The sequence below is a fragment of the Lentilactobacillus senioris genome, from assembly GCF_026798195.1.
Taxonomy (GTDB): domain Bacteria; phylum Bacillota; class Bacilli; order Lactobacillales; family Lactobacillaceae; genus Lentilactobacillus; species Lentilactobacillus senioris_A.
The window spans coordinates 201,556-218,557 of sequence record NZ_JAPQEZ010000003.1; the positions used below are offsets into that span (position 1 = coordinate 201,556).

Consider the following 17,002-nt stretch of genomic DNA (forward strand, 5'->3'; position numbering starts at 1 on the left):
ATATCATTATCTAGGATAAAGCTCTTGAATTCAATTATGATGACTAAATCTTAACTCAACTTAATAAAACAATCATTTCCTTAAGTAAATCATAATAAATTAATAGATTTTATGAAAAAAATCCATAGTTAGTTAAGCTACTGCCAAATAAAAAAATATTATTTTAAATACGTTCTCAAAACATTGATATGACGGTATCCTTGCAAATGAGTTTACTGCCAAATTACTGCCAAATGATTTCAGAAACTATGTAAATCTATGGAAAATTGCGTTAATTTAAAAAAATTATACAAACAAAAAAATAAGCTTAATTCCCTGTCATATAAAGGATTAAGCTTATTTTTTAAATTACTTATGTGAAGCTATATTATTCTCAAATGTCGCAGGAGAGATTCGAACCCTCGACCTACGGTTTAGAAGACCGTTGCTCTATCCAGCTGAGCTACTGCGACAAATCATCTTATATTATAAGTAAGAAATGATTAACCGTCAATAACAAATTAACTTTCTAGAGCAAAAAGATTTTAATTGCTAATAATTATTTTGTTGGCGCTCAAAATTTAATTGATTTTTTTGTTGAAAAGCCGTTTGAATTTGCTCTGGACTGAACTGAAAATCAACTAACCCTAATTTTAAGAACAAGTGCCATGCATGAGCAAAACTGCTTTGATCATGATTAAAGTAACTCTTAAATAACATCTGTTTCAAAATCAAATACTGCTTATCTAAAAATTGCTCTGGCTTTTTAGCAATAATATCAGCTATTTGTTCTTGGGAGTCTAAAATAACAGCAGTCCATTTTTTTAAGCTAGCCAATAGTAAGAAGAAATCAAATGCATCACAATACTCAACCAACAAAGTTTCTTCCGGAGTTTTTCCTTCATCATGCTTACCACGATGAGTTTTCCAAACTTTAAACCACTCAGAAGTATTAGCCACTTCTGCTAGTTCCACATCCAACGCAACATAAGCATTAGCTAAACGGCGTTCCGGATTCCAACTAAGTCCCTTTTGTTGTTCGATACTTCGATTTAAATTTACCGAAGCCATTAACATTTGCTTTAAATCCATAACTACTCCTAACCAAATGTGTATGAATCAGCCAAAATAGCTAAGCTCTTATTATTTATCAGATACCATTCACGAATAAATGGGTAATCTAATAATAAATCTAACCAACTTTCTTTTTGCTGTTCATCATGTACTAAAGCTCCCCACCTAGGTAAGTCTTCACTACCAGAATTCATCACGGTTAGTGTAATATCGTGGTCTAATTCCAAAACTGCTTCATCCTTAGGGCCTGACATCAACATGTAGTCGCTCTTAGCTGCGTCAACAAACAATTGATCCAAAATATCACGATCGATATCTCCAGCCGCAAAGGCGTAAAACTCACCGTTAACACTATCCAAAATGTTAAAGTCTACTTTAAAGCCAAAGTTTTCTTTTAAAATTTTGGCAAAATCAACTAAAACACTGACAGCATTTTTAATGTTAGCTGTTTCGGTACCTTCTAGGGTAACCACAAAGTAATTAACTAAGGCATCACTATTAAATAAAACTTCTTTTTTCTGTAAGTTTAAATAAAACAATGGTTGGTGATTTCTAGTTGCAGCAAAGAAGAAGCCACTACGGTTTTTAGGAGACTTAAAGAATGAGAAGTTGTCTTCGTTTAATAACTTGAACCGCCCTTGTAATTTTTCTACCCGCTTAACTTCATTAACAGCAAAATTACGTGGAATTTGCTTTAACTGTAGCATTCTATCCATGAAGATAAGTTGGACATCTTCATCTGAATATTGGTGGGGAAAGGTAACAAATTCAGAATCTAGCTGAAAATCAGTCAACCCGATGGCAGCAGTTAGTAATTCATTAGAATCTTGAGTATTGCAAAGAGTAGTAAATAGTTCTACATACTCATCCCCCCGCTTTAAACCTCTGCTAATCGCATCGCTATAACGAGTTAAAGAATCGGTACTAGAAATAATTTTAGATTCAGTTTCTTTAGTCATTAGCATTCACCTGGTCTTTCTCATCAGTATTGTCACCGAGGCTTCGCAGGTATTTTTGGTAAAGTTGGTCATTACTCTTGGTAAAGTCTTCAAAGCTACCAAAAATTTGTTTGATACTTTGCCGTTCAAATCCTAAGATGGTTTCTTCCTTAGAAAGTTTTAAAATTTCAGTTTCATTTTTCTTAATCTGTTTGCTAGCGTCCGCAGCTTGTTGATCTAAATTCAACAATGATTGTAATTGATTTTCTAACTCTTGTTTTTCTTCCTTAACCCTTGCTGATTCCCAAGGCATTGCTGACTTATTATCATAATCTCTTAGTTGATCTTGGAGTTGCCGCTTTTGAACATCTCGTTGATTTTGTTCAGCTACCAATTGGTTTAAACGTTCCGTATCATCAGCTAAATGATGCATTTGAGGTGCGTTAACTTGCTGGTTATTAGCTTCCAAGCGGAAAGATTGGGCTAACTTATCGTATTCTTCTTCGTTGAATTCAAAAGCGACGTTAATAACATCTAACTTTCCGAATAAGCGATGATCCCACCAATTACCGAAATAAATGTCAAATTGTCCTAGTTCATATTCATGATAATAAAAGAAAGGATATTCTTTTCCCAAAAAATCAATCAGCTTATAACTAAGGTGGTGGCTTAATTCCGCCGTTAAATCCTCAGCCAAAGAAAAATCATAAGTTTCTGTTGATGAGCTAGCAATATCATCACCGCTAAATTGATCTAAATATCTTTGATTATTAATTAATTGATAAACGTGTAAATCATTACCGCTTTCGATCGAATTTTGGAGGTCGTTCAAATACTCCAGTTTTCCATTTAAGGATGCTTTGAGGACTGAACCGTTTTGTCCAAATTGATCGGTACTTTTTTCTTCGACCATTGTTATTTCCTCGTTATTTTATTGTTTTGTGGATACATATTTAATGTTATCTGAATTGTTTATATAAATAAAGACATTTTACTAAAATATTGAGTTTTATTTAAGTAAAAGAATCAATTTAAAAAATACCCAAAAAGGTTTGTTTTCCAAACACTTTTCAGGTATTTCTAATTCAGCTTAATATTTATCCAAATACTGTTCTCGTTCCCAGTCCGAAACTTGAGTCCGGTAAGAATCGTATTCTAGGTTTTTAGCCTCCACAAAACTTTGGCAAAGTCTCTCGCCAATTGCGGCTTTCATCACATCATCCTTAACTAAATCCTTTAAAGCATTGTGTAAGGTGTCTGGTAAGTTTTCAATGTGGTTTTGTTTTCGCTCGGTTTCGCCCATGCTATAGATGTTACGATCAACACTTTCCACGGGTTCTAACTTATTCTTCAATCCATCTAATCCCGCTTCCAATACTGCGGCAATTGCCAAGTATGGGTTAGCAGCTGGATCAACACTTCGTAATTCAATTCGAGTAGAGTTACCACGAGCGCTTGGAATTCGAATTAGTGGTGAGCGGTTAGATCCTGACCAAGCAACGTAAACCGGTGCTTCATACCCCGGAACCAATCGTTTGTATGAGTTAACAATTGGGTTGCAAAGTGCGGTATAAGCTCTAGCATGCTTCAATAAACCGCCTAAGAAGTGATAAGCAACGTCTGATAATTGCATTTCTCCATTTTCATCGTAGAATACATTTCCGTTATCATCAAACAATGACATATTTAAGTGCATTCCTGATCCATTGATCCCACTTAATGGTTTAGGCATAAAGGTAGCATAGAGACCGTATTTTCTGGCAACCGTTTTAACTACCAGTTTAAAGGTTTGAATGTTGTCGGCAGCAGCTAAAGCATCTTCATACTTAAAGTCGATTTCGTGTTGCCCAGGAGCTACTTCATGGTGAGCAGCTTCAACATCAAAGCCCATTTCTTCTAAGGTCATAACGATTTCACGCCGACAATTTTCACCTAAGTCCATTGGGGCCATATCGAAGTAACTACCTTGATCATTTAATTGGGTAGTCGGTTGGCCATTTTCATCCATCTTGAAAAGGAAGAATTCTGGTTCCGGACCAATGTTGAAGTCTTTAAAACCAGCAGCCTTCATGTCCTTAAGCACGCGAATTAAATTATTCCGTGGATCACCTTCAAACGGCTTGTTGTCGGTTGTATAGACTTCACAAATTACCCGCGCAATTTTACCCCGTTCGGAGCTCCAAGGAAAGACCATCCAAGTAGATAAATCAGGATATAAATACATATCACTTTCTTCAATTCGCACGAAACCATCAATAGAAGAACCATCAAACATCATCTTATTGTTTAAGAGTTTTTCTAATTGGGTAATTGGAACTTCCACGTTTTTAATTGTTCCAAATAAATCGGTAAACATTAGTCTCAAGAAACTAACATTTTCTTCTTTAACCATTTGTCGAATATCGTCTTTAGTGTAATTATGCTTGGTTGCCATTATGGGCTCCTATCAAATTTAATTTGGTTTGTTAACTTCTAATGAAGTGGTTTGTGGTGAGGATTAATTAACCCTCCGCTACGCATTAATTCTGATTGCAATAACTTTCTAGCAGCACTATCGGACAATTGGTCCTTAGCCTGCTGTTTATGTTCCAGATGCTTAATATCTTGAATCGTCATTCCACTTTCCAAGTAATCTTTAATTAATAATAACCGGTCTATGTCATTTAACGAGTATAGGCGGTGATTACTAGCACTTCTGTTTGGTGAAATTAATTCCTGACTTTCATAATATCTTATCTGGCGAGCAGTTAGCCCTGTCAACGTTATTACCGTTCCCATTGGTAGAACGGACATCGATCTGCGTAGTTCTCGTTCACTCATTACAGCCTCCAAATCTTGAACTTATGTTACCACTGGTATAGAAAGTGTCAAGATTTGATGTTAGATAATCTAACATCAAAATATTAATTTTTAGTTAACAGCCAGTTAGCAACATCCGTCTCTATTTTTGTTAATTCTGCTGGCTGTGCCACTAAATCGTACCAACCATTAACTTTAGTTTTATTTCTAAACCACGTTAACTGGCGCTTAGCATAGTGCCTGGAGTCCTTTTTGACCTCTGCTACTGCGTTTTCAAGAGTAGAATTACCGTTAAAGTACGGATTAAACTCTCGATAGCCAATTCCTTTACCAGCAGGTAAACTTTCCCCTCCTTGGTCAAACAACCAATGAGCTTCTTTTAGTAACCCAGCTGTCATCATTTGCTCTACTCTGGTATTAATGCGATCATACAATACAGCACGTTCTGTAGTTAACGTTATTACATATGGATCTATTTCTGGAACATGGTTGGTTTGCTCTAAAATAGAGTGCCCCGTTTTTTCTTTTACTTCAATTGCCCGAATAATTCGAGAGGTATTAGCCGTGTCAATTTGAGCTGCTGCTAACGAATCAACTTTCTGTAATCTGGACAACAAAGCTATTTTTCCTTGTTGTTCAGCAATGTCTAACAACTCTGTTCTTAATTGAGAATCAAAGTCATAGTCTCCTCCCAGTTGCAAACCATTTAATAATGCCGATATGTAAAAGCCAGTTCCACCCACAATAATTGGTAACTTATCACGACTAATAATGTCTGCAATCGTATTTTGGGCATCGGTTACAAAATCAGCAACCGAATAACGTTCATTCACATTTTTAATATTTATTAAATGGTGTGGAATTCCTTGCTGCTCATTTGGCAAGATCTTAGCCGTGCCAATATCTAAATGACGATATACCTGCATTGAATCACCAGAAATAATTTCACCATTAAATTTTTGAGCTAATTTGATAGATAAGTTCGTTTTGCCCACTGCAGTGGGGCCCACAATCACAATTATTTTTTGCATTTTTTCACCTGAATTAGTTGTTTTTTAATCAATTTACTAGATATAACCCATTAAATAAAGCATAATAGAAACATAGATAAAAATAAGGAGGGATATTTATGTCTAAATTCGCTAAAGGAATCGTAGTTGGCGTTGTTGGTACAGTAGCTGCCGTAGCCGGTGCCTTACTATCATTCCAAAAAACAGTTGTTGAACCTATCGAAGTTCAAGAACAAAAATTTGATGATAACCGAAAGAAAGCTATGCGCAAGAGTCGTTCTGCCCACCATGGCTAATCAATCTAAAATAAAGGGTTTGAGCAAATGCTCAAACCCTTTATTTATTACTCTTTTTTTCTTTACCATCCCAGTTTTGGTAACCAGAATTTAAAATGTAAAGTTGATTATAGCCCTTCTTACTTAAAAACAAAACAGCTCGCTTACTAAGAGTTTTGCCTTGATCATAAAGGTATACAGGTAAGTCAGGTCGAATTTGACGATAGAAATTACGAATGGTTGAATATGGTACATTTCTAGCTCCTAGAATGTGACCCGCATCAAAATTATTCTTTTCTCTTAAATCAATAATTTGAGCTCGCCGCATACCGGCTTTGAACTCATCATTATTTAGATACGTAGCTCGACTTTTAACTCGGGCATTGTCATAAAGACGATATCCTAACCATCCAAGCAAGAGAACTACTACAATGATAGCTAATACTTCCGTATTATTTAATGCTGCAATAATCAAAAAAATCTCCTCACCTTGTCAAAAATTAAGCGTTCATTGAATTTTTAAATTGTAGGGCTAATGATGCGGCACCGATAACTCCAGCATCATTTCCTAACTGAGCTAATTTAATCTTAGTTGAATCTCTAACCGCTGGAAAGGCGTTGTCTTGGAAATACTTAGTAGTTAATTGGAGTAATGTATTACCGGCATTAGAAACGCCACCACCGATAATAATATTTTCAGGATTAAGGGTATTTCCAACATGCGATAATGCCAATCCTAAATATTTACATACTTCGTTAACCACTTGATTAGCTAATATATCACCATGATCAGCTAAGAAAAAGACAGTTTTAGAAGAAATACTTTGGCCATTGTCAATTTGATCTTTCAACTGAGAATTACCATGAAATTGATTAGCCATGTCTAAGGCAACATTAACTACCCCAGTTGCAGAAGCATAACGTTCTAAACAACCTCTCTTACCACAGGTACACAAGAAACCATTAGGCTTAACGGTAATATGACCGATTTCACCACCACCGCCATTAACTCCGTGGATTAAGTGACCATCGGCAATAACTCCGCCACCTACGCCGGTTCCTAAAGTAACAAAGACAACATTATCTGCTTCACTACCCGCGCCCTTCCAAAATTCACCTAAAGCTGCAGAATTAGCATCGTTTTCTATCACAAATGGTAATCCTAGCTCTTGTTGAATTTGTTCTCTGACTGGTTGAATAGTTCTCCAATTCAAGTTAAACGCTTCGTTTACTTCTCCAGCATCATTGTCGACTGATCCTGGGGTTCCCATTCCAATCCCAGCAAAATCATCAACAGTAAAATCTTCCTTAGCCATCCGATCCAAAATGGACTTAGAAATATTAGGAACAATGTGAGAACCTTCATCACTGATATCAGTGGGAATTCTCCATTGTGACAAAATATTGCCATCCATATCTAAAAATGCGAATTTAGTAGTGGTACCGCCTAAGTCAATTCCGATTAACTTTTGCACTAAAGGTCCCTCCCGTTATTTTTTTGCTCTTCAATGCGGTGCTGTTGGGTCAAAACTAATTTCGCTTGAATAAACTCATCTTGGGTAATAAGTTGGGCTTGATGGAGATGATCCAACTCCAACGCCATAACTTCAATATCCCAAATTCGTTTTCCAACATATACGTAAATGTTAAATTTCTTTAGTAGTTGTTGAACGTCATACAGCGTTTTCATTATCTCACATCCTCACTAAAAATGCTCGTGTTTCTGAAAATTAAAATTGACTGGTCATACCCATTCTAAACATGGCAAATGCCACTATAATCACCGTAAGTGAAGCAACAATTCGTTTGGCTGTACTAACTTTAGCATTAGGAACTCCTAAAACGTAACCTAATAAAAAGCCCCCAACTAAACCGCCTAAATGACCATAGATATCAATTCCACTAACAAATAAGTCAGTACCAATATTTAACACCACAAATAGTAAAAAATTGCGGGCTAAGGCACGGATTGCCTGGTTTTCAGAGAAACTTTCACCCAGCATCATAAAAGCGCCAAAAAGGCCAAAAATAGCCGTACTAGCACCAGCAGAGATATTTGGTGAAAATGCAAAACTGGCTAAGTTACCCATTACTCCCGAAAGTAAAAACAATAGTAAGTAACGCCAATGACCAAAGAAACGTTCTACCCAGGGGCCAATGAAGTATAACGTAATGGAGTTCATTAAAATATGAGTGAACCCAATATGGATAAACATCGGGGTAAATAATCGCCAATACTCTCCGGCCCGTATTAGTGGATTATATTTAGCTCCAAATAAAACTAAATTATAAGAATCCGTAGTGCCTCCGTTAATGGTCATAATGATGAACACAATAATCATGACACCTAACAAGCCATACGTAACAAATGGTTGATTTTTAATTGTTTTCACTAACTACTCCTCCTGGCGTCAGTACTTGGTCGACTTTAACATCAAACTCTTCAACTGGCCAGAGTGGTTGTTTAAAATACTGTGGTGGTAAAGCTAATGATACAGTATTACCTTGGTAGTCAGCCAAATACCGGTCGTAAAAGCCAGCCCCAAATCCAACCCTAATTCCAGTTTGTGTAAAGGCTAAGCCCGGAACCACAATTAAATCAATTTGTTTTTTAAGCACTACCGTACCGGTTTTAGGCTCTACCACCCCAAATTTAGTTTTTTCCAACGTTAATTCATCATCCATTTGATAAAATTCCATTTGAAGTTTAGGCAATGTTTTGGGAATCACCACCTGTTTACCTAATAAACGAGCCATGTTAATGATAGGCAAAGTATCTAATTCTCCTGGCATATTCAGTGTGGTTGCGATAACGTTAGCCTCTTGAAAAACAGGTAAAGATTGTAATTGTTGATATAAATTTAAAGAATCAGTTACCGCATTTGTCGTCTGAAAATATGCGGCTAACTGGTCTTCTTGAGTTTTTCTTAATTCCTTTTTATTAACCACAATTCATCATCCTTTGTAATAAAAAAAGGTTTGGGTAAAATACCCAAGCCTTATTTTGTTTCGCGATGTAATGTAACTTTGCGTTGACGTGGGCAATATTTATCAAGCTCCAAACGATCAGGGTTGTTACGACGGTTCTTGCTGGATAAATAATTACGTTCGTGGCATTCAGTACATTCTAAAGTAATGTGTACTCGCATTGAGTTATACCTCCAAACCTTTAATTAAAGTGAAGCTAATTAGATAGCTCTAACCTAAAATAGTTTATCATTAATTAATTCAAATTACTAGTTAAAAAGCAATTAAATGTTAAGTATTTTTACTTAACAGTAGATGAAGACTGAACATCCTTCCAATAAGCACTATAGATTTTTTTAGCTAGTTCCATATTATTGCTTTCGGCATCTACTCCCAAGTTAGGCATTGCTAAGGCAACTACCACTTGCGGATCATCGGTTGGCGCATAGGAAGCTAAACTTAAAGTAACTGTTTCGGTGCCATTATAGAACGTTTGAGCCGTCCCAGTTTTAGCGGAAACACTTGGACTAATAGAAGCCAATTTACCACCCGTCTTATAAGCATTATTACCATGAACCACCTGATAAAAGCCACGCTTAACCAAATCTTTTTCCGCTTGCGTCATTGGAATAGTATTTAAGACTTTAGGCATCACGGTAGTTTTCACTGCCCCTAACTTACCATCGTTGCTAGTGCCCCGAATGGATTCCACTACATGCGGTTGAATCCGATAGCCACCATTAGCCATTGTAGACATATATTGAGCAACTTGGATCATAGTATAAGCATCGTAGTTCCCAAATGAAAGGTCTAAAGCATTACCAATATGGGATCTAGTACTTGGACCAGCGATCCCCGTAGTTTCTCCCGGAATATCAATCCCAGTCTTCACTCCTAATCCAAATTGTTCAAAGTAGCCACGCATTTTATTAAAGATACTAGTAGACATATTGAGGCCACCACCAGAAACATAGTTAAACTTAGCTTCCTTCATTGCTAATTGCATCATATACGAGTTAGAAGAAACTTCTAATGCCCCGGCAGCATCCACAGCAATGTTTTGTCCCCCGTTTTTATTAAACCAAGAAGTTTTCTTTACCCCACCAACGTTAATTGGCATATCGGTTAAAACACTGTTAGTTGGAGTAATAACCCCATCCATTAAAGCTCCAGAGACCATGGCTCCTTTAACAACGGAACCCATAACGATCGAATTATTAATAGTTCCTAAAACGTTATTGGTGATTTTAGCAGTCGCTGGATCTCTATCAACTCCGGCCATCCCAATAATTGCTCCGTTTTTAGGATTCATAACTACTGCATAAGTCCCCGTTGAATATCCACCAGCTCCTTCTTCAGCTGATCTAACTGCTGCTTGTAGGTCCTTTTGGAATTTAGCGTTAATGGTCAATTGTAAGTTGTCTCCCTTTTGACCACCGTACTTTTTGATTTCCTTAGTAATTTGATTATCACTGTTTAAAATTACTTCAGTTTGAGATTTGGTTCCACTTAGAACGGATTGATATTGTTTTTCCAAATAACTTTGACCAACACTATCATTTCGTGAGTAACCTTCGGCTAATAACTCATTAACCCGATCACTTGGCAACCCCGTCTTTTCGTTAGAAACCGTTCCAGAAATATTTTGGATGGATTTACCACTTGGGTAACTTCTTGTCCAGCTGGTTCCCACGTTTACTCCGGGCATTTCTGCTAAATGTTCACCTACTTCAGCTAATTCTCGTTGAGAAACTCCGGAGTCCTTGATGTAGGTAGTTGATAGTTGGTACGAACTACTCATTTTAGCAAAAATAACCGCAGCATTCTTCATAGCTTTAGTAAAGTGAAGTTGCTTACTATTGTTTTGTACATAATCTAAAGCCATATTATATTGAGCCGTTGCAGTATACTTGCTAATATTAGGGATCTTAGCCATAATCTTTTTTAAGTTGTTATTATCTGCTAAATAATAATCTGCCAATTGCCGAGAAGTTAAGGAGCTATGTGATACCTTTACGTATTTAGACAGCGTATTAGCTGTCTTATAAATATCACTAGATAACTCATTAACTCCCTTGGTATAGGTAATGGCTTGATGGGCTGAATTACCCACCAATACTTTACCGGTTGAATCATAAATCATTCCCCGTTGAACATTACCAGTCATCGTGGAAGTATCTGATTTATTCACTTCAGCTTTAAAGCGAGCCCCATACATAACTTGCAAATACGCCAGCTGCGCTAATAAAGCGGCAAATAAAATTCCGACAATCACAAAAATAATGTTCAGTCGGAAAGGTAGAGTGGAACCTTTTTTATTCTTATTACGGTCGTTTTTCTTTTTAAATATTTTCAAAGTTTATTACTCCTTACCATGATAAATATTCTATCAAATTTAAGGGGCAAAAACTAGCTGCCATAACTAATCTTAAACATATTATGGTAACCTAAAATAATGAATTAACTGGAAAGGAAGTTAACATGAAATTAAAACAACATCCCTTAATTATTAGTTTTTTACTACCAATAATTATTACTACTATTTATTTTGCCTTCCGGGGGATGGCTCCGTTTGGTCAGTCGTCCATTTTAACCGTCGATCTTGGTCAACAATATATTGACTTCTTCGCTTATTTTAAGCATACGTTGTTAACTGACCCAAGCAGTTTTTTATACTCTTTTTCTAAAGGGCTTGGCGGTGATATGCTGGGTACTTGGGCGTATTATTTAATGAGTCCGTTAAATCTCATTTTATTATTTTGTTCCACCAGCCAGTTGCCCAGTGGCATATTAATTCTAACGGTACTTAAATACGGCTTATCTGGGTTAACCTTCGCCTATTTATTAAAAGCCAACAAAGTTAATACTGCATATATCCCTGTTTTTGCAATTTCGTATTCATTGATGGGGTGGGTGATTGCTAATCAATTAAACATTATTTGGTTAGACGCAGTTATTATCTTGCCGTTAATTTATTTAGGATTACAACGCCTTATTTTACAGCAACGCGTTGGTACTTACATTACTTGGCTAGCCATTATGTTAATCGTTAATTACTATCTTGCTTTCATGATCGCTATCTTTACCGTTTTAACTAGCTGGTTTATCAATATTAATTTCAGTAATAGTCGGCGTCAGTTTTGGCAAAACCAATGGCGGTGGTTATGGAGTTCTTTAGTTGCTGGTGGAATATCCGCAGTTATTACCCTACCAACTTTTTATTCTTTACTAACTAGCAAAATTAATTATTCAGAAAATAAAATAAATTGGAAAATTGAATATCTTCCACTAAAATTTTTCGGCAAGTTTTTTACCGGCTCCCTAGATTTTAAACAATTACCCAGTGGGACGCCCAATATATTCGTAGCTAGTTTAGTACTAATTTTATTTAATTATTTTTATTTTTCCAAGCAGTTCAACCGCAAACTCAGACTAACACATGGACTAATTACCCTCATTTTATTTGTATCAATGTGGTTTGAACCCTTAGATTTATTTTGGCACGCCATGCAAATGCCAGTGTGGTACACTTATCGATTTGCTTTTATATTTTCATTTTGGTTAGTTTTAACTGCTGCAAAAGTTTTCACTACAGTTTTAAGTGATGAATTGTCATTAAATGCTCTTAAAAAAGCACTGATCATTAGTTTTATAACTATATTTGTAGTGGGTATACTGTTACCCAAACTAGAGTACCTAACTCTCACTAATTATATCTGGGGAATTATCTATTTTAGTTTAACTGCAGCTTTAATAATTTTAGTGCAGAAATTTAAACTATGGCAAGTTAATTATCTTCCGGGACTGCTCCTACTCTTAGTTGGAGCCGAAATGGCCTTTAACTTAGTAAACTCCTTGAACAACCTTGCCTACCTCTCCAAAGATGAATATACCGTCCCAGCTTCAATTATTCAGCAACAGGCTGCTAGGCTTCCACAAAAACCAAATAACTTTTACAGGGTGGCTAGCACGTTTATGAGAACTAAAAATGATGCTTTAACTGGCAGCTATAATGGTACCTCTGTTTTTAGCTCAACCTTGGAAAGTACCAGTAGCAAATTTTATGGTAATTTAGGTGCCCCCGATGGAGATTCTTTTATTGCTTACACTAACGGTACCACCTTTAGTGATACTTTATTGGGGATTAAATATTATTGGAGTGCTAATGCTGTTCAAAATCCATTAACTGGCAAACCGGCCAATTCACCACTAGAAACTCAAACCACCCGACCGGACCTTAATAGTTATCCGATAATGAATAAGGATCAATACGTTTCTACTCATGTAAACTCAAATGCCCTCCCAATAGCATTTCTAGCTAATGCCACTGACTTTAATTATCAAACTACCAATTCGCCCATTGCATTTCAAAACCAACTCTTTACTCAAATTACCAACCAATCTCAGTCTTTAATTGTCCCGACTAAATTACCTACTTTAAATTACCAAAATCTTTATCCGGTTAACAAATTAACCAATTCTGTATTGAGAAAACGCCAATTATTGAATCCTGCTTCGTTTAACTTTACTTTAAAAGCTAAAAAGGGCCATTCCTATTACCTAACCTTAGGCTCTGATGTTTCTAGCAAAGAAGTAGCGATTTACGTCAACGGTAAAAAAATAAAGCAATATTCCAATTACCGACATACCGTAATTGCTAACTTAGCTAACGTAAAGAAAAATGAAAACGTAGCTGTTTTATTTGTGGTTAAAAAGAACAACGCTTGGCTCCAAAATGTTAATTTGTATCAATTAAATAACAAACGTTTAAACACAGCATTAAAAGAAACTAAGACTCGTTCATTAAAACTTACCCATGTTTCCAATACCAACGTTACAGGAAACATTACCATCAATAAAAACCGGCAAGACTTACTAACCACCATTCCAGCTTCTAAGGGCTGGCATGTCAAGGTTGATGATCATCCAATTAAAACCCAAACCTGGGGACAAATGTTTCTTAAAGTTCCTCTGTCTCGTGGTCACCACCGGATTCAAATTACCTATTGGCCACAAGGGCTGACTGCTGGCATAATTATTTCCTGCTGTTCACTTTTACTTTTGGTAATTATTTTAATTAAGAAACGCCCAAAACAAACCCTTATTTAAAAATCTCCAAGTCATGAAATGACTTCGTGGTCCAAAATAAAGAAAAATAGACTTTAACACATTTCCACGTGTTAAAGTCTATTTTTTATGGCTTCAAACAATTTATGTCATAACCATTTTTATTAATTTTGTATTTATAGTTCGCCATTTTCCGTATAAGTGTAGATTAAATTTTCCCCTTTAGCAGGATCAAAATCAATATCAAAATCTAATCCTTTAAAGAACCATTCATCTGGCATTGCCACAAAAAAGTTAATGCCATCTTTAATGGTGCTAGCGTACATTTCTCCTGGATCGTCATCTCGAGCTAAAGCTAAAGAAAAACCGTTATGAACTGGCGTTTTACCGTAAACTTTACCGTAAAAATGAACCCCATTACCGCTTTTTAAACCCATTTCATCTTGAAACCACTTGCTAGCTGCATCAGATACCGTAATCTTCATTTAAAACACCTCTTAATTCATTATGAATTCGGTTACATTATACCATTGATAGCTTTTTTTCACAAAGTTTTAATTGTAAAAAAATAGCTAATTAGTCAATTTCGTAAACTAATTAGCTATCTGTTTTTATTTAACTTCTGTAATTTTAACCTTCATTGAACCAGCTGGAGTATCGATAGCCACTTCTTCGTTGATTCGGTGACCAATTAAGCCCTTAGCAATTGGGGATTCATTAGAAATTTTGCCCGCCATTGGATCTGCTTCTGCAGCCCCCACAATTTGATAAGTTTCTGGTTCTTCATCCGGTAACTCCTGAAAAGTAACCATTTTACCAAGGGTTACTTCGTCTTTATCACTAGAATTAGAATCAATAATTTCAGCATATTGAAGCATATGTTCAATCGTTTGAATTCGACTTTCTAGCATACTTTGTTCGTCCTTAGCAGATTCATATTCAGAGTTTTCTGATAAATCTCCGTAGCTTCGAGCAATTTTAATTCTTTCAACTACTTTAGGTCGTTGGTTAATTTTTAAATCTTCTAATTCTTCTTCTAATTTGACGCGCCCTTCAGCGGTCATTGGATATGATTGTTGTTCAGCCATGTTTTTTCCCTCTTTTTATTAAATGGTAGAATCGACGTTATTTTCGACTTGAGTATTGCCGCGTTTACTTAAGATGGAACGAATTTTAGTAGTTAATAGATCAATGGCCACCTGATTTTGCCCGCCTTCTGGAACGATAATATCAGCATACCGTTTGGAAGGCTCCACAAATTGATGGTACATCGGCTTAACAGTTGATAGATATTGAGTGATCACGCTATCCAGTGAACGCCCCCGTTCCTTGGTATCTCGTTGAATTCGCCGAATCAAACGGATATCATCATCAGTATCAACAAAGACTTTAATGTCCATCAGGTCCCGTAAGCGTTGATCATCTAAAATTAAAATTCCCTCTAAAATAATTACTTCTCGAGGTTCTTGCCGAATAGTCTCAGAACTTCTAGTAAGTAAATTATAATCATAAACTGGTTTTTCAATTGCTTGGTAATTTAATAATTGTTGTAATTGTTCAATTAAAAGGTCCGTATCAAACGCCAGCGGATGATCATAGTTAACAGCTGCCCGTTGTTCCATAGTCATGTCCGCTTGATCGTTATAATACGAGTCTTGTTGTAAGATCGTCAAGGAGTAATTGGATAATTGATCAAAAATTGTACGACTAACGGTGGTTTTTCCACTACCGGATCCACCAGTTACCCCAATTACTACTGGTCGTCGTTTATCGGTCATTAATATTTCCCTTCTTAATTTATTCCATGTATTTAGCAACATTTGCTTGGTGTTGTTCATACGTTTTAGCATAATAGATTTTTTGAGTTTTGGTATTAGCTACAAAGTACAAGTAATCCTTCTTGCGATCAATTGGATTAAGTACCGCTTTAATGGCGCTAATCGATGGGCTATCAAATGGTCCTGGTCCAAAACCAGCATTAACGTACAAGTTATATGGTGAGTCGACCTTCAAGTCTTTAGCCGTTAACGTTTTACTATTCTTGTGAATAGCGTAAAGAACCGAAATATCTGATTGAATTGGCATTGAAATATCAATTCGATTTAAGAACACACCAGCCATTCTTTGCCGTTCTTTTTGATCAGCACCTTCTCGTTCAATTAACGAAGCTAAGGTTAGAACTTCTTGAACAGTCATTTTGCTCTTTTTAATCTTATTATAATAAGGTTTCAAGACAAAATTAGTTTGAGCCACCATTTGGTCAACTAGTTCTTGTAATGAAGTATTCTTTTTAACTTCATACGTTGCAGGATACAAATAACCTTCTAATAAATACCGTACTCCTTTAGCTTTGAGCGCTGAATTCAATAAGTGTGGGTATCTAGTAGCTAATTTCTTAACGAAAGTTCTGTTATTAACTAGTTTCTTGAAATCACTTGCAGAAAAATCAGTGGTATCTTCAATTTGTTGAGCAATTTGGTCTACGTTAGCACCCTCACGTACCAATAATTTACCCGTACTACTTTGAATTGGTTCATCACTACCACCCTTTTGTAGGTCTTTAGCAATCGTCTTAAGACTCATAGAAGGTTTTAATTGATAGTAACCAGCCCTAAAATTACTCATGTTGCTAGACTTAACATAGTAATCAAAGACCATACCACTACGTACAATTCCTTTATTTTGTAAAATCGAACCAATTTGCTTGTTCGAAGCCCCCAAAGGAATGTGGATTTGAGTAACCGTATTGTCTTTTGGATTTAAAGGCTTCAATGATTTTTGGAAATAACGGTAACCTAAAAAGCCCACCACTAAAGCCAAAGCAACTAAAATACCAATCACCCAAATAATTATCTTTTTACCTAAACTAGGCTTTTTTTCACTTCTCATCAGT

At 36.1% G+C, this 17,002-nt stretch carries 19 protein-coding genes and 1 tRNA gene; 2 read left to right on the top strand and 18 right to left on the bottom strand.

Annotated features, from left to right (window positions below):
• Window positions 1–378 precede the first annotated feature (378 nt).
• The 7 genes from OXT66_RS05045 to miaA all read right to left on the bottom strand — a co-directional run bounded on the left by OXT66_RS05045 (window position 379) and on the right by miaA (window position 5,821).
• Window positions 379–452 (bottom strand) — tRNA-Arg (locus OXT66_RS05045).
• Between the two features lie 79 nt (window positions 453–531).
• Window positions 532–1,071, bottom strand: coding sequence for a dUTP diphosphatase (locus OXT66_RS05050; RefSeq protein ID WP_268596302.1), 540 nt, complete (start codon window positions 1,069–1,071; stop codon window positions 532–534).
• Between the two features lie 8 nt (window positions 1,072–1,079).
• The gene (locus OXT66_RS05055) at window positions 1,080–2,012 is read right to left on the bottom strand and encodes a hypothetical protein (RefSeq protein WP_268596303.1); all 933 of its coding nucleotides are present in this window, start codon (window positions 2,010–2,012) and stop codon (window positions 1,080–1,082) included.
• On the bottom strand, window positions 2,005–2,904 hold the full coding sequence (locus OXT66_RS05060; protein ID WP_268596305.1) for a hypothetical protein: 900 nt from the start codon (window positions 2,902–2,904) through the stop codon (window positions 2,005–2,007). Before OXT66_RS05060 ends, OXT66_RS05055 begins: the two co-directional genes overlap by 8 nt.
• Window positions 2,905–3,081: 177 nt before the next feature.
• Window positions 3,082–4,425 (bottom strand): type I glutamate--ammonia ligase, encoded by a 1,344-nt coding sequence (glnA, locus tag OXT66_RS05065; RefSeq protein WP_268596307.1) that lies wholly within the window; start codon window positions 4,423–4,425, stop codon window positions 3,082–3,084.
• A 38-nt stretch (window positions 4,426–4,463) separates the two neighbouring features.
• Window positions 4,464–4,811: a MerR family transcriptional regulator gene (locus OXT66_RS05070; protein WP_056978384.1), complete on the bottom strand. Its 348-nt coding sequence runs from the start codon at window positions 4,809–4,811 to the stop codon at window positions 4,464–4,466.
• A gap of 83 nt (window positions 4,812–4,894) precedes the next feature.
• Entirely contained in the window at window positions 4,895–5,821 is a 927-nt protein-coding gene (gene miaA / locus OXT66_RS05075) for a tRNA (adenosine(37)-N6)-dimethylallyltransferase MiaA (RefSeq protein WP_268596309.1), read from the bottom strand.
• A 98-nt stretch (window positions 5,822–5,919) separates the two neighbouring features.
• On the opposite strand from miaA, the gene OXT66_RS05080 reads away from it, so the two are divergent.
• Window positions 5,920–6,096 (top strand): DUF3042 family protein, encoded by a 177-nt coding sequence (locus tag OXT66_RS05080; RefSeq protein WP_082620585.1) that lies wholly within the window; start codon window positions 5,920–5,922, stop codon window positions 6,094–6,096.
• A 40-nt stretch (window positions 6,097–6,136) separates the two neighbouring features.
• Here the strand turns inward: OXT66_RS05080 and OXT66_RS05085 are convergent, their stop codons facing one another.
• The 7 genes from OXT66_RS05085 to OXT66_RS05115 all read right to left on the bottom strand — a co-directional run bounded on the left by OXT66_RS05085 (window position 6,137) and on the right by OXT66_RS05115 (window position 11,398).
• The gene (locus tag OXT66_RS05085; protein ID WP_268596312.1) at window positions 6,137–6,550 is read right to left on the bottom strand and encodes a rhodanese-like domain-containing protein; all 414 of its coding nucleotides are present in this window, start codon (window positions 6,548–6,550) and stop codon (window positions 6,137–6,139) included.
• 25 nt (window positions 6,551–6,575) lie between these two features.
• The gene (locus tag OXT66_RS05090; protein WP_419146379.1) at window positions 6,576–7,490 is read right to left on the bottom strand and encodes an ROK family glucokinase; all 915 of its coding nucleotides are present in this window, start codon (window positions 7,488–7,490) and stop codon (window positions 6,576–6,578) included.
• A gap of 59 nt (window positions 7,491–7,549) precedes the next feature.
• Window positions 7,550–7,765, bottom strand: a complete 216-nt coding sequence (locus tag OXT66_RS05095; RefSeq protein ID WP_054669828.1) for a YqgQ family protein — start codon at window positions 7,763–7,765, stop codon at window positions 7,550–7,552.
• Between the two features lie 40 nt (window positions 7,766–7,805).
• Entirely contained in the window at window positions 7,806–8,417 is a 612-nt protein-coding gene (locus OXT66_RS05100) for a rhomboid family intramembrane serine protease (RefSeq protein WP_327059000.1), read from the bottom strand.
• 37 nt (window positions 8,418–8,454) lie between these two features.
• Window positions 8,455–9,024: a 5-formyltetrahydrofolate cyclo-ligase gene (locus OXT66_RS05105; RefSeq protein ID WP_268596318.1), complete on the bottom strand. Its 570-nt coding sequence runs from the start codon at window positions 9,022–9,024 to the stop codon at window positions 8,455–8,457.
• A gap of 50 nt (window positions 9,025–9,074) precedes the next feature.
• Window positions 9,075–9,224, bottom strand: a complete 150-nt coding sequence (rpmG, locus tag OXT66_RS05110) for a 50S ribosomal protein L33 (RefSeq protein WP_082620588.1) — start codon at window positions 9,222–9,224, stop codon at window positions 9,075–9,077.
• A 119-nt stretch (window positions 9,225–9,343) separates the two neighbouring features.
• Window positions 9,344–11,398, bottom strand: a complete 2,055-nt coding sequence (locus OXT66_RS05115) for a peptidoglycan D,D-transpeptidase FtsI family protein (RefSeq protein WP_268596320.1) — start codon at window positions 11,396–11,398, stop codon at window positions 9,344–9,346.
• Window positions 11,399–11,523: 125 nt separating this feature from the next.
• Here OXT66_RS05115 and OXT66_RS05120 point away from each other — a divergent pair, with 125 nt between their 5' ends.
• The gene (locus OXT66_RS05120; RefSeq protein WP_268596322.1) at window positions 11,524–14,151 is read left to right on the top strand and encodes a YfhO family protein; all 2,628 of its coding nucleotides are present in this window, start codon (window positions 11,524–11,526) and stop codon (window positions 14,149–14,151) included.
• Window positions 14,152–14,285: 134 nt separating this feature from the next.
• On the opposite strand, the gene OXT66_RS05125 is transcribed toward OXT66_RS05120, so the two are convergent.
• The 4 genes from OXT66_RS05125 to mltG all read right to left on the bottom strand — a co-directional run bounded on the left by OXT66_RS05125 (window position 14,286) and on the right by mltG (window position 16,998).
• Complete coding sequence (locus OXT66_RS05125; RefSeq protein WP_268596323.1) at window positions 14,286–14,594, bottom strand: HesB/YadR/YfhF family protein; 309 nt, start codon at window positions 14,592–14,594, stop codon at window positions 14,286–14,288.
• Between the two features lie 126 nt (window positions 14,595–14,720).
• Window positions 14,721–15,197 (bottom strand): transcription elongation factor GreA, encoded by a 477-nt coding sequence (gene greA / locus OXT66_RS05130; protein WP_268596324.1) that lies wholly within the window; start codon window positions 15,195–15,197, stop codon window positions 14,721–14,723.
• A gap of 18 nt (window positions 15,198–15,215) precedes the next feature.
• Window positions 15,216–15,887: a uridine kinase gene (gene udk, locus OXT66_RS05135; protein WP_268596325.1), complete on the bottom strand. Its 672-nt coding sequence runs from the start codon at window positions 15,885–15,887 to the stop codon at window positions 15,216–15,218.
• A gap of 19 nt (window positions 15,888–15,906) precedes the next feature.
• Window positions 15,907–16,998, bottom strand: a complete 1,092-nt coding sequence (gene mltG / locus OXT66_RS05140; RefSeq protein WP_268596326.1) for an endolytic transglycosylase MltG — start codon at window positions 16,996–16,998, stop codon at window positions 15,907–15,909.
• Between the last annotated feature and the right edge of the window lie 4 nt (window positions 16,999–17,002).